The organism is Cellulophaga sp. 3_MG-2023 (genome assembly GCF_030546975.1).
Taxonomy (GTDB): domain Bacteria; phylum Bacteroidota; class Bacteroidia; order Flavobacteriales; family Flavobacteriaceae; genus Cellulophaga.
The window spans coordinates 151,290-172,242 of sequence record NZ_JAUOPS010000005.1; the positions used below are offsets into that span (position 1 = coordinate 151,290).

At 34.1% G+C, this 20,953-nt stretch carries 12 protein-coding genes; 9 read left to right on the plus strand and 3 right to left on the minus strand.

Features of this window, described 5'->3' with window-relative positions:
• Window position 1: 1 nt before the first annotated feature.
• Complete coding sequence (locus tag Q4487_RS13470; protein ID WP_303543413.1) at window positions 2–8,425, minus strand: T9SS type B sorting domain-containing protein; 8,424 nt, start codon at window positions 8,423–8,425, stop codon at window positions 2–4.
• A gap of 457 nt (window positions 8,426–8,882) precedes the next feature.
• A complete protein-coding gene (murQ, locus tag Q4487_RS13475) occupies window positions 8,883–9,698 on the minus strand; it encodes an N-acetylmuramic acid 6-phosphate etherase (protein WP_100895413.1) in 816 nt (271 codons plus the stop codon).
• 132 nt (window positions 9,699–9,830) lie between these two features.
• On the opposite strand from murQ, the gene Q4487_RS13480 reads away from it, so the two are divergent.
• Together Q4487_RS13480 and Q4487_RS13485 are read left to right on the plus strand one after the other, a co-directional pair.
• Window positions 9,831–11,555, plus strand: a complete 1,725-nt coding sequence (locus Q4487_RS13480) for a glycoside hydrolase family 3 protein (protein WP_303543412.1) — start codon at window positions 9,831–9,833, stop codon at window positions 11,553–11,555.
• 3 nt (window positions 11,556–11,558) lie between these two features.
• The gene (locus Q4487_RS13485; protein WP_303543411.1) at window positions 11,559–12,635 is read left to right on the plus strand and encodes an anhydro-N-acetylmuramic acid kinase; all 1,077 of its coding nucleotides are present in this window, start codon (window positions 11,559–11,561) and stop codon (window positions 12,633–12,635) included.
• A gap of 3 nt (window positions 12,636–12,638) precedes the next feature.
• On the opposite strand, the gene Q4487_RS13490 is transcribed toward Q4487_RS13485, so the two are convergent.
• Complete coding sequence (locus tag Q4487_RS13490; protein WP_303543410.1) at window positions 12,639–13,850, minus strand: multidrug effflux MFS transporter; 1,212 nt, start codon at window positions 13,848–13,850, stop codon at window positions 12,639–12,641.
• Between the two features lie 156 nt (window positions 13,851–14,006).
• On the opposite strand from Q4487_RS13490, the gene udk reads away from it, so the two are divergent.
• The 7 genes from udk to Q4487_RS13525 all read left to right on the plus strand — a co-directional run bounded on the left by udk (window position 14,007) and on the right by Q4487_RS13525 (window position 20,953).
• Window positions 14,007–14,615, plus strand: a complete 609-nt coding sequence (udk, locus tag Q4487_RS13495) for a uridine kinase (protein WP_100895409.1) — start codon at window positions 14,007–14,009, stop codon at window positions 14,613–14,615.
• Window positions 14,616–14,622: 7 nt separating this feature from the next.
• Window positions 14,623–14,955 (plus strand): septum formation initiator family protein, encoded by a 333-nt coding sequence (locus tag Q4487_RS13500; protein WP_100895408.1) that lies wholly within the window; start codon window positions 14,623–14,625, stop codon window positions 14,953–14,955.
• The gene (locus tag Q4487_RS13505; RefSeq protein WP_303543407.1) at window positions 14,948–16,306 is read left to right on the plus strand and encodes a methylmalonyl-CoA mutase subunit beta; all 1,359 of its coding nucleotides are present in this window, start codon (window positions 14,948–14,950) and stop codon (window positions 16,304–16,306) included. Before Q4487_RS13500 ends, Q4487_RS13505 begins: the two co-directional genes overlap by 8 nt.
• Window positions 16,299–18,446: a methylmalonyl-CoA mutase gene (gene scpA / locus Q4487_RS13510; RefSeq protein WP_303543406.1), complete on the plus strand. Its 2,148-nt coding sequence runs from the start codon at window positions 16,299–16,301 to the stop codon at window positions 18,444–18,446. Before Q4487_RS13505 ends, scpA begins: the two co-directional genes overlap by 8 nt.
• Before the next feature lie 188 nt (window positions 18,447–18,634).
• Window positions 18,635–19,408 (plus strand): ParA family protein, encoded by a 774-nt coding sequence (locus Q4487_RS13515; protein ID WP_303543404.1) that lies wholly within the window; start codon window positions 18,635–18,637, stop codon window positions 19,406–19,408.
• Window positions 19,408–20,313 (plus strand): ParB/RepB/Spo0J family partition protein, encoded by a 906-nt coding sequence (locus Q4487_RS13520; RefSeq protein ID WP_303543402.1) that lies wholly within the window; start codon window positions 19,408–19,410, stop codon window positions 20,311–20,313. Before Q4487_RS13515 ends, Q4487_RS13520 begins: the two co-directional genes overlap by 1 nt.
• Window positions 20,306–20,953, plus strand: coding sequence for a DUF5683 domain-containing protein (locus Q4487_RS13525; RefSeq protein WP_100895404.1), 648 nt, complete (start codon window positions 20,306–20,308; stop codon window positions 20,951–20,953). Before Q4487_RS13520 ends, Q4487_RS13525 begins: the two co-directional genes overlap by 8 nt.

A 20,953-nucleotide genomic window follows, 5' to 3' on the forward strand; every position in this document is an offset into this window, starting at 1 on the left:
ATTATCTATATAGTGTAAAGTGACCAACATAACGTTGTTTTTCTTTATCATTGGCATTAACCACATACCAGTAATCTCCAGTAGGAACCTCGTTACCTTCATAAGTACCATCCCAAGAAGTAACATCATCTAACCTTGCTACTACTCTACCATACCTATCATAAATTATAATTTCTATGTCTGGAAAAAACTCTCTGTTTTTAGGTGCCCATCTATCATTTTCATTATCACCATTTGGTGTAAAGAAATTAGGAATTTCTATTTTACCAGTAAACTCAAATTCTAACTTAACCTCAACTACACAACCTTGAGCATCCTCTACACGTACAGTTACTGTTTCGTCTTCATTTAACTGATATATTGTGTTGTCTCCTTGTGAAATTCCTTGAAAGAAATATGTATATCCTCCGTACCCACCTTGGGCTAAAGCTGTTATCTCATTAGGACCAGTTTTAATTGCTGATAAAGTTAACGGATCATAAGCATCTAAAGTAAAGTCTACTGAAGTAGAACAACCATTACTATGATATATATATACTGTATGCGTGGTATCAGGTGCTAAATCTCCAAATACATTTTGTGTCGTTGCCAAAGCAATATCATCTACATCCAAAGAAAACATTAAATCTGACATAACACTACTATCTGCCATATCTATAGTTACTGTACTAAAAGGGAATATACCACTACAACCGTATTCAATAATTGGTGTTGCACTTAAATCTACCCCGTAATCTATATTTATAATAGCATTAGTATCACACAAATTAGCATCTCTAATAAACACAACATACGTTTCTCCTCCTGCTAGGTTATCAAAAAACAAGTTGTCATTTCTAACAAAATCTGCTGGGTCTGATGAGTTTACACTTGTTTCATAATACTCAACTCCAGTTACCGGGTCTACAAAAGGGGTTCCACCATCTATAGACAAGGTAGCTGTACCGTCTGATGCGTTAATACACAACTCTGGTGTAGTGTCTACATCTGCTACAACAAGTACTTCTGGTTCCTCTACAATAATTTCTCTTAGTATACTACAACCTACAGAATCTTGTATTAAAACAGAGTATGTACCTGGTGCTAAATCTTCAAAAGTAATTGTGTTAGGGTTTTCATCACCAACAAAAAATTCACTTAAAGTATCTGAGATAGAAAACTTAATTTCCCCTGTTCCGCCTATAGCTTCAATTCTAATACTACCATCAAAATCTCCTGTACAACTAACTGGGTTAGACTCAGCTACTAATACCTCTAAAGGTGTTTTTGGTTCTATCTCTATAATATCAGATATTGCAGAACAACCTCCACTGGTAGCATATACATAATATGTACCTGGTGATAAATTTCTAAATACACCAGACTCTTGTTCTGGACTAACTATATCTGCAGCGGTTGGTACTGTAGGCACACCTCCTAAATTGTTATTAACTAAAGTATACCTATAGTTTCCTATTCCTCCAAATGCTTCTGATCTAACAATTGCTGTTGCTTCTCCTTGACACTTAATTTGTGCATCAACTAAATCTAAAGCTACAACCAAAGGAAGTGCTTTATCCAAACCAACCTCATTAGATTGTTGCTCTGGACATCCGTTTCCGTTTTGAACATCATACTGGAATGGTCCTGGATCTACATCAATATCTGGAATAGTAATAACTACTGATATCACATCTGGACCGCCAAAGCTAACGAAAGCATCTGTTGTTCCTGACCTTCTATAAAAATACTCCATACCGGCTACTGGGTTAGTTACACTAAGACCAATTCTTCCTAAATCTCCACATCCAGGAGGTGTAATTTCCACTAGCTCCGCCTCTACTGGTTCTGGATCTATTATTGATATTTGTGGTGTTGTAAAGCTACAGCTCCACCCATCAAAAACCGTAATGGTATAAAAACCTGCTGGTAAGTTAGGGAACGTAGCAGACTCTTGTAATCCACTTGTGTTTGTAATTGTACCAGAACTATCTAATCTATTTAATTGAAATAAATACTCTTCACCGTCACCATCTAAATCTTCACCACCTGTTACATTAAATGCTCTAATTACACCATCATTTGCTCCAGGACAAAGTAAAGGTTGTACTATTTCTATATCTGAGTTTATTGCAACTGGTAAACTAAGTGTTATATCATCAAAAACAATACAACCACCATCGTCTCTTGTACTAACTCTATAATTACCCTCCGATAAGTCACTAAAAATTGGAGAAGTCCCATAAGCAACCTCAACAGTGTATGTACCTGCTGTTGCTGTTTCTTTCTCTAATTGATATTCATAAGTACCCCAACCACCATCTGCTGTTGCTGTAATTTCTCCCAATCCAGGAACCTCACAAGTAACATAAGCAGTCTGCTCTGCCATAGTAGTTAATGCCCTATCTGGTGATCTTACTGGTGCTGTATTACTAGATGTATCACAAAACGGAGTTTGTAACGCCTCTACTCTTACAATTAAATTACCCGCAGGTAAACCTGTTATAATTTCTGGTGTTGTTATTGGTGCTGTAGTATCAAAAGAACCCGTAACACCTGTAGTTACTTCTGCTCCTGTATTATCTACTAAAAACACTTCGTAATTATAAGCGCCAGAGTAGTTGTTAACTACTATACCTATTTCACCGTCACTAGCACCAAAACAAGAAACTGGTTTAACTTCACTTATTACGGCTTCTATAACATTAAAGTCCGGAACTGTTGTTGTTGGTGTAACAAATAAACACGTACCGCTATCTATATCCCTTACCGCAAAAATATAATCTCCAGGAACTGTTACATCCCAAACTACACGATCTGTACCACCAGATAATTGCGCTGGTTGAGAACCAAGGGGCAAAACTTGCACCTCATAATTACCAGGACCCTGATCTATTATTATTTCTAACTGTCCTGGAGCAGAACCTGCACCTGTAGCATCACAAGTAATACCACTTAACAAATTAAAATTAAATGTTAGGTCTGTAGGCGTTAATATTGTAATAGTTTCTATAGTCTCACAACCTTTATCATCTCTTACAATAACATCAATAGTTTGGTCTACACCTCTATCAATAATTTCAAAAGTGTTTGAAGACTGAAAATTAGTACCGTCATAAAAAGGAGTACCATCATTTAAGCTATAGCTATATGAGCCATTACCTGTTGGTGTTCCTGTACCATCTCCATTATCATCTGTATAAATAGTAATGGTTGTTGTACTAAATGAATTTGCTGAAGGATTACAAGTAAAATCTGGTGCATCTACAGCTACTTGTAAAACAGTTGGTTCATCTACAACAATATCTAAAGACCTCACTGCACAACCTCTATCCGAAACTACCTCAACTTGATAAGTACCTGGTGCTAAATTTTCAAAAGTTGGATCTTCTATAGATTGTAATGGTGTTGTACTTGCCCCTACATAAATATTATATGTAAATGGTGCATCTGTAGCAGAAGCAGGATCTAACTCTACAGTTATACTACCATCATCAGCGCCATTACAAGACACATTTTCTACAACAGTATTACTTATAATTGGTGTATTAACTGTAATAATTTCTACCGTAGTAATATCAGAACATAATGGAGCTGTATTAGAGTCCAAATCTGTAACAGTAATACTATAACTACCTGGTGCTAAACCTGTAAAAACTTCTGGATCTGTATCTGTAGGCTCGTGAGTTACTGTAGTTGTACCGTCATTTAACTCATACCTAAATCTACCACTACCGCCAGTGGTTTCTACTGTTACAATACCATCTGCATTATTACATGATGGTTGTGATGAAGCACTTGCTGAGATTGAAAAGAAATCGAAAACTTCTACAATCGTACTACTTGTACAACCATTACCATCACGCACAGTTACTGTGTATGAACCTGCATTTGGCACTGTAAAGTTAGGACTATCTTGAAAACCATTACCAATATCATATTGAAAAGTAGTTTCTGGACCACCTGGTGTTGTTAAAGGCGAAGTAACATCTATAGTATAATTTGCTACGGCAACACATTGGTTAGTTACATCTACTGTTGGATCTGCCAAGGCTGGATCCATATCTACTACAACACCTGTTAATAAAGAAGTACATCCTTTACTATCTTGTATATAAACATCATATGTTCCTGGTGGTAAATCGTATACATTATTTGTTGTTAAGGCTGGTGCTGGATCTCCTGTTGGCACTACTCCAAAAGTATATACTGGCGACCCACCAACTCCACGCAACACTAACTGTCCGTTTGGATTTAAACAGTTTGCATTTGTATTACGCTCCACAACTGGTGTTGGATTATCATTTGTTATTGAAACCAAAGCACTTGCATTACAGTAATTAGCTGTACCCGTGTCTTCTGTTACTATTACTTGATAATTACCTATAGGCAAGCCTGTAAAAGTTCCAGAATGTGGAAATGTAACATTAGTTTCTGTTATAGGACCACTAATAACTGCTCCTGTATCTGTATTTGTTAAACTAATGATAATATCAGATCCGTTTGGTAAACCATCTATTACATAATCTATATCTGCATCGTCTGGCACAGAACAAGATGCTGCTGAAGATGAAGCGTCTACAGTTAATGGGTCTAGTGTTGGTAAAGGATCTATCTGTTGTATATATCTACAACCATTATCATCTACAACCTCAACAAAATATGTTATTCCATACTCAACTTGCCCTGTAAAATCGTGCGTATCTGCATCTACATTTGGAGACACTAATGTTTCACCAACCAAACCTATTAAATACGGCGCTGTTCCACCTGCAATATCTACTAAAAAAGTAAAAGCTGTAGAGCAATCTGGCCCTGGTGTTGGTACTGGAGTTATTGTTAAACTATTTTGTCTTAAATTAATTACGTCTCTGTCTTCACAAGTACTAGCATCTGTAGTTTCTACAACATAATCTCCCTCTGCTAAACCAGGGAAATTAGCTGTTGTTGCCGCTGTAGGACCAACAGTTGCTAAAACATTACCCGCTGTGTCTAATAATGTGTATGTAAATGGCGCTGTACCATTAGATACGGCTGTAACATTTATTTCTCCGTCTGCTGGAGCTACACCACAAGTTGGAGGTGTAAAATCTACTGTTGCATCTACCGCCGGTGCTGCAGGACCTACTGTAAAAGGAACTCCTATATTACAGCCTCTACTATCTCTTACGTAATATGTATAATTACCTGGAGATAAATTACTAAATACAGGCTGATTTGTAAATGTTGTGTTATCTGCACTATATTGATAAGGAGGTACACCAACTGTGGTATCTGCTATTAATTCTACACTACCTGTACTATCATCTCCACAAGTAGGATCTGTAACATTGGCAGTAGCAGCAATTGGCTCTGTAGGATTTAATGTTATTACATTTGTTTCTACTGTACAAGCCTCATTATCTGTTATTCTAAATTGATATGTTCCTTCTAAAGCAGTAGTATACACAAATGAAGCTCCTGTAAAAGGTACTGCTGGAGAGTAAGTTCCGCCATTATAACTTACTTCATAAGTTTGGTAAGGCGTATTACCGTTAGAAACATTTACTCTTATTTCTGCATCTCCGTCTCCCGGAACTAAACTACAGGTTAATTCTTTTTGTATTGCAACTGTTGTTGTTGTTTGTGGTCTAATGTTTCTACCTACTGTATCTGTACAGCCATTACCATCACGAACTTGTATTTGGTAACTACCAGGACCTGGAGCAGGAATATTTTCTGTAGCTGAACCTGCAAACCAAGCTCCTCCATTTACACGATATTCATAATTTCCGTCTCCTCCTGAAGCTGTTACATTTATAGTTGCAGCATCTGTACTATCAAAACAAAAATCTGATGCACTAGTATCTATCACTAATGATGGTGAACTTAATGGTGTTAACGTAAAATTGAATGATGTAGAACACCCTTCACTATCTTCAACAGTTAAAACATAGGCACCAGGGTAACTTAACCCTGTAAAATTAGGGTTACTTCTTGGACCTATATCTGACAATGTTCCGGGTCTTTCTAATGTATATGAATAACCTCCCCATCCACCAGATGCATTTGCTCTAATAGATCCTCTGTTATTATTATCGCAACTCATTGGAGTTAGCGTAGGAGCCATTGCCAAAGCTGCTGTAGGTTCATTTATTGTTAAAGTTGCAGTTTCTACACAACTGGTCTCATCATCTGTTACAGTAATTGTGTAGCTACCAGCTGATAAACTAGATACATTTATTAGATTATCTGTCTCTCCAGAAACAACTGGATTAGCATCAATTTGATATGAGTATGAAGATGAAAAACCGTCTACAACAAAACGTCCACGACCATCAGAATCTCCCACACAAGTAACATTATCTTGTAATTGCGCAGTAACTTTAATAGAACTGATATCTGTAATAGCAAAACTTTCTGTGTAAGAACAGCCACCTGCATCTGTTACTCTAAATGTATAACTACCTATACCTAAACCCGTAAATATATTGTTTGTACCGTTTGATACTGGACTTGGAGCTATAATCTCATAATCTGTTATTGTTCCTCCGTCTGTAACAGCTAAAGTTACAGTTGCTGTACCTGTAGCACAGTCTATACTAGAAACAGTAAAATCTATATCTGTTGGTTTATTTAATGCCGCAAAAGTTACATCTGGCAATGTTTCTACACAACCATTACTATCTCTAACTTGTGGCGTATATGTACTTCCTTGTGATAACCCTGGAAAAACAGTGTTACCCAATACAAAGCCAGATCCAATACTATACTCATAAGGTCCTGTACCACCTGTTGCTGGTGCAAACGTAATTTCTCCTCCGTTTTCATTTCCACAACTTGGTTCTGCTGTTGTTGATGTAGATGAAATTATAGATGAAGGCGTGCCTATTGTTTGTGTTACAGGTGCTGTTGTACACACAAAAGTATCTTGCTCGTACCTAACAACAACATCATAAGAACCTGGTGCTAAACTAGAAAACACATTACTATTTTGAAAAGTTACACCATTATCATTACTATACTCTAATGCATAACCATTACTATTTGTAACGTTCACCGTTAACCTACCATTATTGGCTCCACCACAATTAGCATCATCTGCCGTTACATTAAAAACTGGTGGTGGTATATTTTGTACTTCTACGGCTGCTTCTTTTGTACAACCATTTACATCTTCTACCAATATATTATAAGTACCTGCAGAACTTACTGTAAATACAACCGAACTAGCAAAAGTAGAGCTATAAGTTGTACCTGCATCTAAACTATAACGAAAAGGAGACGTTCCTCCAGATACATCTAAAGTTACATCTACACTTGTTGCTCCACAACCAAAACTATCTGTTGCAAAAGCTGTAGCTTCTATAGGATCTAAACCATTACCTATTGTTATTGGGTCACCTGCAATTTCTGTTACGGTTACATCACAATCATTAGTTTCTACTTGTACAGAGTATGTACCAGGACCTAAATTATTAAAAGTATGATTTGTATTAGCACTAGGACCAAAGGTATCTAATGTTACTCCACCTTTTAAAAGTCTATAGCTATAAAAACCTGTTGCTCCAGAAACAGATACTCCTACGTTCCCTTTTTCACCACTACAAACAATATCTGTTTTGGTTACATCTACTGTCATTGTTTCCTCTGTAATAGTAATTACTTCTGATGGAAATATACAAGATGTTGCTGGCGCATCTTTTAACTGTGCAAACACTTGGTAATCTCCAGGTGCTGTAATATCAAAAGAAGGACTATCTTGAAAAGGTCCTGTTGAAGAATTTAAACTATACTCATACCCAGCAGGTACATTAGTAACTTCTATATTACCTGAGTTACCACAAATAATATTTTTTGATGTTATTTGAGGATCTAATGGGTTAGATGTTACTCTAAAATGATAGTAAACTCCAGAGCCTATACGTACTCTATACTCCCCTTCTACCCCTGCATCACTAGCATCTAATAAATAAGTTGGGTCATTACCTACTGTAACCCAATCTCCACTACAAGCACTATTGTATGTAGGGCAATCATCTGCTCCTACAAAAGAACAACCTGAACCTAATTTTTGCCATACATATGATCCCCCTGACGAACTTAATGACACAGTTCTATCATCCCCAGTACCACATAAAAAGAATTTTGCAAGTGTACTACCATCATCAGGACAAGTACTCTCTTCATTTGCTCCATTAATAATAGTTGCAAACATTACAGGTGCTGCCAGCGTATTGGCTTTTGTCTCTGTTTTAGTAGTAAACTTGGAGAAGTTTGTTTTTTCTTTGGCAGGAGTTTCTTTTTTCTCCTCCAATGTTAGTGCTTTAAATAAAGCATCATCAAAAGTTATTACGTCTGTTATAAAGTCGTAAACTTTAGGGTTAGCAATAGCGCTAGTACATACTATAAAGCCAAAAACTAATAGCATAGCACATAACGCAAGTTTTCTTTTACTTGGTTGCATAGGTTAAGTCAATTTTTGTAAAGAGTATGGCAACTTGGGGAATTGCAATAAACTCTTAGAGTAATTTTATAAAAACTTTATTTTTAAATTATTAAAACTCTTAGGTCTATATAAACGCCAAAAAATGTAAAATAGTGTCTGCTCTTATGTATTTAATCTATAAAAGCACATTATACAACAGTTAACGCCGTATTTCACAACCCTACAAGGTGAGTAATTTACTACAAAAATAACAACTATTTTTAATACTATCACTTAAAATTCGATGAACGTCACACCTAATTTTAAGTTACACGTGTAACTTATGTGCAATAAAAAACGCAGTAACTCATTAAAAATATATGAATTACTGCGTTTAAAACTTTATGTTTAAATTAATTTTATTGTGAATAAAATTAATACACCTATTTTAAACAATAGACGTTACAAACCCTTTTTTAATTCTTTTTAAAAAAAATTATTTAGTATAAGATTCTACTGCTTTTTTAACAGAGCCGTGTTTAATTAGCAAAGCCTCTGCTTCTGCATAAGGAATATTTAATTCTTCTACCACATAACGTGCTCCACGGTCTACCAACTTATCATTACTTAGTTGCATATTAACCATCTTATTTCCCTTAACTCTACCTATTTTTATCATTAGCGCTGTAGAAATCATATTAAGCACTAATTTTTGTGATGTTCCACTTTTCATACGTGTACTACCTGTTACAAACTCAGGGCCTACTAAAGCTGCAATTGCAATTTCTACTGCTTTTGTTAATGGCGAACCTGGATTATTAGTAATACAAGCTGTTAGCAATCCGTTTTCCTTAGCCTTTGTTACCCCTCCTATTACATAAGGTGTTGTACCAGATGCTGCAATACCTACAACGGTATCATTTTGGTTAATATCATAAGCTTCTAAATCTTTCCAAGCTTGTTCTTTATTGTCTTCTGCATTTTCAACCGGCAACCTAATTGCTACGTCTCCACCAGCTATTATACCAATAACTTTAGTGTGTGGCAATCCAAAAGTTGGCGGAATTTCAGAAGCATCTAAAATACCTAATCTTCCACTAGTACCTGCTCCAATATAAAACAACCTTCCTCCTTTATTAAATCGTTCTGCTAAAGCATCAACCAATTTAGATATCTCTGGAATACACAATGCAACGGCATCTGCAATTTTTTTATCTTCATTATTCATACTAGTTAATATGGTACTAGTGTCCATTAATTCTAGATCTGTATAGTTTGATGAGCTTTCGGTAACTTTAGTATAGTCTAACATTTATAGAAGTGTTTTATCAAAAATTAATCAAATTTAAGTTTTTTAATCTTGTTTATATCTCTTTTTTAAGAAGTCCATTTAATATCAAGCTATAAAAAACCTATTTTAGCATAACAACTTATTTAATTAGATATGCATACTTACCCTAAATTAAGAGCTTACTTTAACACTATTCAAATTTATTTTGTTTTTGCAGTAATTTTACTTGCTAGTTGCAATAACAAACCTAAAGAAGTAACTGTTGCAAAAGAAGAAAAACCAAAAAGTTTACAAGTAATTAAGACATATGCTGAAGCTACTGAACAGCTTACTAATGCAGAAAAAATTGGACAACTTTTTATGCCTGCTGCTTATATAAATGATACTGAAGAAGAAATTGTAAAACTAGAGCAACTTATAAAAAACCAGAATATTGGTGCGCTTTGCTTTTTTAAAAGTAGAACTAGCGCAGCTGCCAATTATGACGGACAAAATAAAAACGATACGCTTAGTTTAAGTAGGCTAAAATCTTTAATTAAAAGATATCAAAAAGCTGCAAAATATCCTCTCTTAATTGCTATTGATGCAGAATGGGGATTAGCAATGCGTGTAGACAACACTCCGCAATATCCTTACGCTATTACACTTGGTGCAATACAGAATAAAGATTCTCTTATATATGAAGTTGGCAAAAACATTGCTAAGGATTGTAAAGAAGCAGGCATACATTGGAACTTGGCTCCGGTTGTAGATATAAACAACAACCCAAATAACCCTGTTATTGGTTATAGGTCTTTTGGAGAAAACAAAGAACTAGTAATTAAAAATGCCATTGCTTTTGTTAATGGTATGCAAAGTCAAGGAATAATTAGTTGTCTTAAACATTTTCCTGGTCACGGAGATACAGCTACAGACTCACATATTGGATTACCTGTAATAAATAAGTCCAAAGAAGCTTTGCTAGCAAATGAGTTATACCCTTTTCAGCAACTTATAAATAATGGAGTAGAAAGTGTTATGATAGGTCATTTAGCTGTACCTGCACTAACCGAAGAAAAAAATACGCCCACTACCCTATCAAAAAAAACAATAAAAGGACTTTTAAGAGGTGAAATGAATTTTAATAATATTGTTATTTCTGATGCCTTAAATATGAAAAGTGTTTCTAAGCTATACCCTGTTAAAGGAGAGTTAGAATGGATTGCTTTTGATGCTGGAAATGATGTTTTATGTTTTGCCGAAAACCCTAAAGAAGGTGTTGCCACTATTTTAAAAAATGCTACAAAGCAACAAATTGAAGAAAGCTTTAAACGAGTTTGGCAACTTAAGGAAAAAGCAATGAACACTATTGTTAGTCCGTCTAAAAACTACTATACTGCTAAAAGTTTAAATACCGTTTTAGCTACTGAAAGTTTAACTGTTGTTAAAGGTAATCCCAATACTATTGCTAATTTTAAGTCTGATGGTTTTATTGGTATTGAAATAACCAGTAATAAAGAGAATCCATTTTTTAATAGGATAAAAGAAGAATTAAAGTTTGTTAGCCACAACACAACTAAAACTACAATATCTAAAATAAAAGAAGATGTAAAAACTGAAGAAAATGTGGTTATAGCTTTATATCCGCCAAGTATAAAACCAAAAAATAACTTTGGTATATCTGATAATGAATTAGAATTATTAACCAATTTAATGGCTAATAAAAATGTAATATTATATGTATTTGGTAACCCTTATGTATTAACAAAAATAGACACTAGTAATGCTAAAAATATAATTGTGGCATACCAGGACTTTTCTGTTTTTCAGGAAAATGCAGCAGAACACTTTTTAGATAAGGTAAATGCTAAAGGAAAACTATCTGTTACAATAGATTAATTTATGCAAACATACAACGTAATAGGGCTAATGTCTGGGACCTCTTTAGACGGTTTAGATCTTGCTTATTGTCAGTTTTTTAAAAAAAATGAGACTTGGGAGTTTAAAATCCTAAACACAAAAAGTGTAGATTATACAACCCAATTTAAAGCACAATTAAAAAATGCTATAAATTTAGCTGTACCAGAGTTTACAGAGTTGCATAACTCCTACGGGACTTGGTTAGGAGAACAAGTAAAACTATTTGTAGAAGAGCATAAATTAGAAGTTCAATTTATTGCTAGTCACGGGCATACTACACACCATAAACCAGAAAAAGGCTTCACCTTACAAATTGGTTCTGGACAACATATAGCTAATGCTTGCGGTATAGCAACTATTGCTGATTTTAGAACCAATGATGTTGCTCTTGGCGGACAAGGTGCTCCTTTAGTTCCTATTGGTGATATGCATTTGTTTTCTGAATACGATTTTTGTCTAAATCTTGGTGGTATAAGTAATGTATCTTTTCAGCAAAAGAACAAAAGAGTAGCGTATGATATTGGCATAGCTAATATGCTACTAAACTATGTAACTAATACTATTAACTTAGCGTACGATAAAAACGGAGCGCTAGCTAAGAGCGGTTTTGTAAATACTGAATTACTACACAAATTAAACAATTTAGAATATTATAAACTGCCCTACCCTAAATCTACAGGCTATGAATGGTTTAAAAAAGAGATTATTCCAATTATAGAAAAGACTAAAGATGCTACAGAGAATATTTTACATACCTCTGTAATTCATATTTGTGATACTATTTCTAAAGACTTACTAAATGCATCAAGTAAAACAGATAACTCACTATTAGTTACTGGTGGCGGTGCTTTAAATGGTTTTTTAATGAACACTTTAAAAAGTAAATTAGGCGTTAACTTTACAATAGACACTACATCTAAAACTGTGATAGAATTTAAAGAAGCTTTAATTTTTGCATTTATGGGAGTGTTACGTCACTTAGAAAGACCCAATGCATTGGCATCGGTTACTGGTGCAAAAAAAGACTCTAGTTGTGGTGTAATTTATATTCCGCAGTAAATTTTATTTAGACAAAGCTGCTGTTCTTGTTTTTTTAACAGACATAAATAGCAAAAGTGATAAGCTACCACAAACCGCTAAGCCAATAAATAAAGGCAAGACTGTAGTATCTACATAACTACCTATTAAGGTTGCTATTGGTATAGAAATTACTGTAGCCACAAATCCATTAATTGCAGCACCCACTCCTGCTATATGGCCAATTGGCTCCATTGCTACAGATCTAGAGTTACCCCAAATAAAGCCTAAGCAAAAGAACTGTATAGCTAAAAAGCCTATTAAAATGGGTAAAGGTGGGTTTGCACTTCCCCAAAATAAAAGTGAATAAGTTATACTAATTACGCAAAATAAACTTAGTGCTATAAATATTAATTTACGCATTCCAAAACGTAAAACTAGAGTACCATTTAAAAAGGTAGCAGAACCAATAGATATAGCTAAGCCTGCAAAAATATATGGAAACTCATCAACCAAATTAAACTGATCTTCAAAGATATGTTGCGCTGCACTTAAATAAACCAAAAAAGCACCTGTAATAAGTCCAGATACAAATGTAAAAGCAACTGTTTCTTTGTGCTTAACAAACTCTTTTAATCCATCATAAAATATAGACCCTGTAAAAGGAATTTTAAATTCTAGTTTCAGTGTTTCTTCTTGTCGTTTCCAAAACCAAATAGAAACAACCAAAGCAAAAAATAATTGTACATAAAAAATTGCCTGCCAATTGTAAACATCTAATACAGCTTTACCAACTGCCGGTGCTATTACAGGAATTAATATAAAAAAAGCAGTAACAAAAGACATTATTTTTGCCATATAATCTCCTTTATATTTATCTCTTATAATAGAAATTGTAATAGTTCTAGGCGCAGATAATCCTATTCCTTGAAAAATACGACCAACAATCATAACCTCTAAAGAAGTAGCATTTACACAAACTATACTTGCTAAAGTAAAAATAGTAAAACCTGCATATACAATTGGTTTTCTACCGTAACTATCTGATAATGGTCCAAAAAACAATTGCCCTACTCCTAACCCCAAAAATATCATTGTAATTAACATCTGATTTTTTGTTGGGTCTAAACTATGTATAGCTTCTCCTATATGAGAAATTGCAGGTAATAAAGCATCTATTGTTAAAGCAACAATAGACATTAAGGAGGCCATTAAGGCAACAAATTCAAATTGTTTTTTTGAAGAGTTTTTTTGCATCCTGCAAAAATAACCTACTTGCTTTAAAATAACAGGCTAACCCCATTAAATTTTAAGTTAAAGTAAGTGCGTTTAACGTAATAAAACCAATACTAAACGGAATAATCAAAAATATATAATAGCAAAATTGTATTTTTGACAAAAAAAACTAAATTTATGTTAATAATAGGGATAGCTGGTGGTACAGGTTGTGGTAAAACAACGGTTGTAAACCAGATTATTAATGAATTACCAGATGATGAAGTATGCGTAATTTCTCAAGATTCTTACTACAATGATCTTTCTCATTTATCATTAGAAGAAAGAAGAAAAACGAATTTTGACCATCCACTATCAATAGACTTTAAATTATTAAAGCAACACTTAGAAGAATTAAGAAAAGGACACACCATACAACAGCCCGTGTACTCTTTTTTAGAATGTAACAGAACAGATGAAACCGTACCTACACAACCCAGAAAAGTGGTTATTGTAGAAGGTATCTTAATAATGACAGATCCAGAAATTAGAAAAATGATGGATATTAAGATATTTGTACACGCAGATTCTGATGAACGTTTAATTAGACGTATTAAAAGAGACGTTAATGAAAGAGGTTGGGATTTAGATGAAACTCTAGAAAAATACCAAAGTACTATTAAACCTATGCACGCAGAGTTTATAGAACCTAGTAAAGAATACGCAGATATTATTATACCAAACAACAAACACAATACCGTTGCCATAGATATTGTACGTACAATTATAAACGAGAAATTAGTTTAATTTTTAGATGATTTTTAAAAAGCTTAGAAGTAAAAAATGGTTTGGCGTAGCTACAAATATGTATGTGCTAGTACTTACTGTTTTTGTTATTTGGATGATTTTTTTTGACACCAACTCTCTCTTTATACACAACGAACTGCAAAACCAGATTGAAAGTCTAGAAAAGCAGAAAGAATATTTAAAGGATGAAATTGCACGAGACAAAAAAATTATTGAAAAACTAAGTGATCCTAAAGAATTAGAAAAATTTGCACGTGAGCAGTACTTTCTAAAAAAGAAAGACGAAGAAATTTATTTAATAGAATACCAAGACAGCATTAAAACTAAAGAAGATGAGTAAAAAAACATTGTTTAATGATTTTTCTGAAGTGTCTACCAAAGAATGGAAACAAAAAATTCAGGTAGATTTAAAAGGTGCCGACTATAATGACACGCTTGTTTGGGAATCCCCAGAAGGTATTAAGGTTAAACCTTTTTACAATGAAGATGATCTTGCTGGCAAAACAACAAATGTAGCTACACCAGACTGGAAAGTTGGTCAGGCTATTTTTGTGCACAACGAAGCTGCTGCAAATAAAAAAGCTATTAATGCTTTAGAAAGAGGTGCTGAAGACTTAATTTTTACGATTCCTAATGATGAAATTAAGATTCACGTTCTATTAAAAAACATCGATTTAAAACATAAAACAATTTACTTTTTTCTACAGTTTTTATCATCAGAATATATTTCTAAAATTGAAGAATTCTGTAAAAAACAAGAAGTAAATATACATTACAATATAGACATAATTGGTAATTTAGCCATTACAGGCAATTGGTATTATAATCTAGAGAAAGACCACGAGGTACTTACTCAGATATCTAAAAAAGTAACCAATACAGTTGGTGTTAATGTAAGTACATACCAAAATTCAGGAGCCACAATGGTTCAGCAGTTGGCTTTTGCTGTGGCGCACGCTAACGAATATTTAAATTATTTTAAAGAAGATACCATTCCTAACTTTACATTTAAAGTTAGTGTTTCTGGTAATTACTTTTTTGAAATTGCTAAACTAAGAGCATTACGTTTACTGTGGAAAACACTAACTGCAGAATACAACACAAATGCAGACTGTACTATTTTAGCTGTACCAAGTAAGCGAAATAAAACATTGTATGATTATAATGTAAATATGCTACGTACCACTACAGAGTGTATGGCAGCAAGTATGGGCGGTGCAGATACGATATACAATTTGGCTTACGATGCTATTTACCATAAGGATAATGAATTTGGAGAACGCATTGCAAGGAATCAGTTACTTATTTTAAAAAAAGAAAGCTATTTAGATGTAGTTACCAATCCTGCAGATGGTGCTTATTATATAGAGTCTCTAACACATCAATTAGCAGAAAAAGCATTAGAACTTTTTAAATCGATAGAAGCTAGTGGCGGATTTTTATCAAACTTAAAAAACCACAGCATTCAAAAGAAAATTAAAGAAAGTGCAGCTAAAGAACAAGAGCTTTTTAATACCGAAAAGGAAGTCTTGGTTGGTACTAACAAGTATATAAATAAAGCTGACAAAATAAAGGAAGATTTAGAGTTGTACCCGTTTGTAAAAACAAATGCCCGTAAAACACTTATAGAACCAATTATTGAAAAAAGATTGGCAGAAACCTTAGAACAAAACAGATTAAAAGATGAGTAGAAAAGATTTACAACACTTAGAACTAAATATAGATGACAGTGCTAAAAAATCTGATACTTCTATTTTTAACACTGCAGAAGGTATTCCTGTAAAAAAAACATACACTAAGCAAGATTTAGATGGTGTAGATCATTTAAATTTTGTTGCTGGTTTAGCTCCAAATTTACGCGGTCCATACTCTACTATGTATGTACGCAGACCTTGGACAATAAGGCAATATGCAGGTTTTTCTACTGCAGAAGAAAGTAATGCTTTTTACAGACGTAATTTAGCTGCAGGACAAAAAGGATTGTCTGTTGCTTTTGATTTGCCTACACACAGAGGTTATGACAGTGACCATGAACGTGTTGTTGGAGATGTTGGTAAAGCTGGTGTTGCTATTGACTCCGTAGAGGATATGAAAATTTTATTTGGTGGTATTCCTCTAGATAAAATGTCGGTTTCTATGACTATGAATGGTGCTGTTTTACCCATTTTGGCGTTTTATATTGTTGCCGCGCAAGAACAAGGTGTTGCTTTAAACCAACTGGCTGGCACTATACAAAATGATATTTTAAAAGAGTTTATGGTGCGTAATACCTACATTTACCCACCTACACCTTCTATGCAAATTATTGCAGATATTTTTGAATATACTAGTGAGTTTATGCCTAAATTTAATAGCATAAGTATATCTGGTTACCATATGCAAGAAGCTGGTGCAACGGCAGATATAGAACTTGCTTATACCTTAGCAGACGGATTAGAATATATTAAAACCGGACTAAAAACGGGTATGGATATAGACAGTTTTGCTCCTCGCCTATCTTTCTTTTGGGCTATAGGAATGAACCACTTCATGGAAGTTGCAAAACTACGTGCTGGACGTATGTTATGGGCTAAATTGGTAAAACAATTTAATCCTAAAAATGCAAAATCTTTAGCATTACGTACACATTGCCAAACCAGCGGGTGGAGTTTAACCGAGCAAGATCCGTTTAACAATGTTGCCCGAACAACCATAGAAGCGGCGGCGGCAGCATTTGGTGGCACACAAAGTTTGCATACCAATGCATTAGACGAAGCAATTGCACTACCAACAGATTTTTCGGCAAGAATTGCTCGTAACACTCAAATTTACCTACAAGAAGAAACCAAGATAACAAAAACAGTAGATCCTTGGGCAGGTAGTTATTACGTAGAAAAACTAACCGAAGAAATTGCACAAAAAGCGTGGGAGTTAATTGAAGAAGTAGAAGAATTAGGTGGTATGACTAAGGCTATTGAGGCTGGTATACCAAAAATGAGAATTGAAGAAGCTGCTGCTAAAAAACAAGCACGTATAGATAGTAATGAAGATGTAATTGTTGGGGTAAATAAATACCAATTAGAGAACGAAGATGACTTGCATATTTTAGAGGTTGATAATGAACAAGTACGCAAACAACAAGTAGAAAGACTTGAGCATATTAAAGCCACAAGAGATACTAAGTTAGTTAATACTGCATTAGCCAACTTAACAAAAGCGGCTGAGGAGAGTAAAAATGCTAGCAAAAATAACAGTACTTCTAAAAATTTATTAGCTTTAGCTGTAGAAGCTGCTAAGCACAGAGCTACATTAGGTGAAATTAGTGATGCTCTAGAAACTGTTTTTGGCAGACATAAAGCAAAAATACAATCATTTACAGGCGTGTACTCTAAAGAAATTAAAAACGACGAAAGTTTTAAAAAAGCATTAGCTATGGCAGATGCTTTTGCAGAAACAGAAGGTAGAAGGCCAAGAATTATGGTTGCCAAAATGGGACAAGATGGTCACGACCGTGGTGCCAAAGTAGTAGCTACAGGTTATGCAGACTTAGGTTTTGATGTAGATATAGGTCCACTTTTTCAAACACCAGAAGAAGCTGCCAAACAAGCTGTAGAGAATGATGTACACATTTTAGGTGTTTCTTCATTAGCTGCTGGTCATAAAACACTTGTTCCTGCTGTAATTAAAGAGCTCAAAAAACACGGCAGAGAAGATATTATGGTTATTGTTGGTGGTGTAGTACCTAAACAAGATTACCAGTTTTTATTTGATGCTGGTGCAGTTGCCGTTTTTGGTCCTGGAACAAAAATTAGTGATGCTGCCATTCAAATTTTAGAAATTTTAATGGAGTAAAACTTATTTCATTTTAAAATAAAATACGCTGAAAATGAGTTAAAAAATTAAAATTTATCTCAGATTTTGGCACTAAAAAAACAAAAGCAGCTACCTATAGCTGCTTTTTATTTGCAAACTATTAACAACTTCGGTTTTATATAGTCGTAAAAAAGTGTATTTTTAGCCCCACTAAACTTACTATGACAATGGGCAAAATAATAGCCATCGCTAATCAAAAAGGCGGAGTTGGAAAAACTACCACCTCTGTTAATCTAGCCGCTTCCCTAGGCGTACTAGAAAAAAAAGTATTGCTTATAGATGCAGATCCACAAGCAAATGCAACTTCTGGCTTAGGTATAGATGTTGATAGCGTTGAAGTTGGTACGTATGAACTGTTAGAGCACACCAAATCTGCTTCTGAAACAGTTATGCCTACAACATCACCTAATGTAGATCTTATACCTTCTCATATAGACTTGGTTGCAATTGAGATTGAATTGGTAGACAAGGAGCAACGCGAGTATATGATGCGTAAAGCAATTGCGGAACTTAAAGACAAGTACGATTATATTCTTATAGATTGCGCACCATCTTTAGGACTTTTAACTCTAAATGCACTTACTGCATCAGATTCTGTTGTAATTCCAATACAATGTGAATATTTTGCCTTGGAAGGGCTTGGTAAACTATTAAACACTATTAAAAGTGTACAAAAAATTCACAATCCAGAATTAGATATTGAAGGTTTGTTACTTACAATGTTTGACTCTAGATTAAGACTATCTAACCAAGTTGTAGAAGAAGTAAAAAAACATTTCTCTGAAATGGTTTTTGAAACTATAATACAAAGAAACGTTAGACTTAGTGAAGCACCTAGTTACGGAGAAAGCATTATTAAGTATGATGCAAGTAGTAAAGGAGCTGCCAATTACTTAAATTTGGCGAACGAAATAATGAAAAAAAATAAGGAGAAAGTATAATGGCGAAAGCAACAAAGAAACAGGCTCTTGGTAGAGGTTTATCTGCCTTACTTAAAGATCCTGAAAATGATATTAATTCTGCTGAAGATAAAAATGCTGACAAAGTTGTTGGTAATATTATTGAGTTAGATTTAGATTTAATAGAAGTTAACCCTTTTCAGCCAAGATCTCACTTTAATGAAGAAGCGTTAGTAGAATTATCTACGTCTATAAAAGAATTAGGTGTTATACAACCAATTACTGTACGTAAATTAGAATTTAATAAGTACCAGCTTGTTTCTGGTGAACGTAGATTTAGAGCTTCTAAATTACTTGGACTAGAAACTATACCTGCTTATATTAGAATTGCTAATGACCAAGAGTCTTTAGAAATGGCTTTGGTAGAAAACATCCAAAGACAAGATTTAGATCCTATAGAAATAGCATTATCATACCAAAGACTTATTGATGAAATACAACTGACTCAAGAAAAAATGAGTGAGCGTGTTGGAAAAAAAAGATCTACTATTACCAACTATTTACGTCTATTAAAACTAGATCCTATTATACAAACCGGTATTAGAGATGGCTTTGTTAGTATGGGGCACGGTAGAGCTTTAGTTAACGTTGATAAAAAGTCTGACCAAATAGACTTATACGAGAAAATTGTATCAAACAATTTATCTGTTAGAGACACAGAAAAAGCTGTAAAAGAACATCAAGAAGGTGGTAACACACCTAAATCCGCTACTAAAAAAGCAAGTAAATCTCCAGATTTTGTAAAAGATGGTTCTGCTAAAATAGAAAAACATCTAAATACAAAAGTAGCTGTTACAGCAACTGAAAAAGGAAAAGGAAAAATTACAATTTCTTTTACTTCTGCTGAAGATTTTGATCGATTAAAAAAAATAATTACTGGTGCTTAAAAACCTAATTACACTACTGTTTTTTAGTTTTTTTGTTGTTTTAGGTTGGTCACAAGATCAAAAAAAAACTAAACAAGAAAAGGATTCACTTACACAAGATTTAAAAGAAAAAGGAGTACTTGTAGACGAAGTTCTTTTAAGCAAAAACCGAAGAATAGACCCGTTAGCTCCTAGTAAAGCTGCATTTTATTCTGCTATTTTACCTGGTTTAGGTCAGGTTTATAATGGTGATACTTGGAAAGTTCCTTTGGTTTACGCTGCAATTGGTACTGGTGTATATGCATATACTTACAACAATAAGCAATACAATAGAACCAGAGATGCTTTTAAAAGAAGAAAAGCTGGTTTTATGGATGATGAGTTTTACACCTTTAACGGTCAAGAAATAGATCCTGGAAATCCGAGGTTAGGTGATGACGATTTACAAAGAGCACAAGAACGTTACCAAGAAGACAGAGATTTATCTTTACTTATTACTATTGGCTTGTATGCTTTAAATATTATTGAAGCTAATGTAAAAGCGCATCTTAGACAGTTTAATGTAGATGACAATCTTAGTTTAAACATTAAACCTTATTTAGAGTACAATCCTATTACAGCAGATCCTAATTACGGATTTGCGTTACAAATAAAATTTTAG

What these genes read in the sequence shown, in the direction of transcription:
- udk (WP_100895409.1), top strand. Translation starts at nt 14,007, where the DNA reads ATGTTAATAATAGGGATAGCTGGTGGTACAGGTTGTGGTAAAACAACG.
- Q4487_RS13515 (WP_303543404.1), top strand. Translation starts at nt 18,635, where the DNA reads ATGGGCAAAATAATAGCCATCGCTAATCAAAAAGGCGGAGTTGGAAAA.
- Q4487_RS13470 (WP_303543413.1), bottom strand. Translation starts at nt 8,425, where the DNA reads ATGCAACCAAGTAAAAGAAAACTTGCGTTATGTGCTATGCTATTAGTT.
- Q4487_RS13480 (WP_303543412.1), top strand. Translation starts at nt 9,831, where the DNA reads ATGCATACTTACCCTAAATTAAGAGCTTACTTTAACACTATTCAAATT.
- Q4487_RS13500 (WP_100895408.1), top strand. Translation starts at nt 14,623, where the DNA reads ATGATTTTTAAAAAGCTTAGAAGTAAAAAATGGTTTGGCGTAGCTACA.
- Q4487_RS13520 (WP_303543402.1), top strand. Translation starts at nt 19,408, where the DNA reads ATGGCGAAAGCAACAAAGAAACAGGCTCTTGGTAGAGGTTTATCTGCC.
- murQ (WP_100895413.1), bottom strand. Translation starts at nt 9,698, where the DNA reads ATGTTAGACTATACTAAAGTTACCGAAAGCTCATCAAACTATACAGAT.
- scpA (WP_303543406.1), top strand. Translation starts at nt 16,299, where the DNA reads ATGAGTAGAAAAGATTTACAACACTTAGAACTAAATATAGATGACAGT.
- Q4487_RS13505 (WP_303543407.1), top strand. Translation starts at nt 14,948, where the DNA reads ATGAGTAAAAAAACATTGTTTAATGATTTTTCTGAAGTGTCTACCAAA.
- Q4487_RS13485 (WP_303543411.1), top strand. Translation starts at nt 11,559, where the DNA reads ATGCAAACATACAACGTAATAGGGCTAATGTCTGGGACCTCTTTAGAC.
- Q4487_RS13490 (WP_303543410.1), bottom strand. Translation starts at nt 13,850, where the DNA reads ATGCAAAAAAACTCTTCAAAAAAACAATTTGAATTTGTTGCCTTAATG.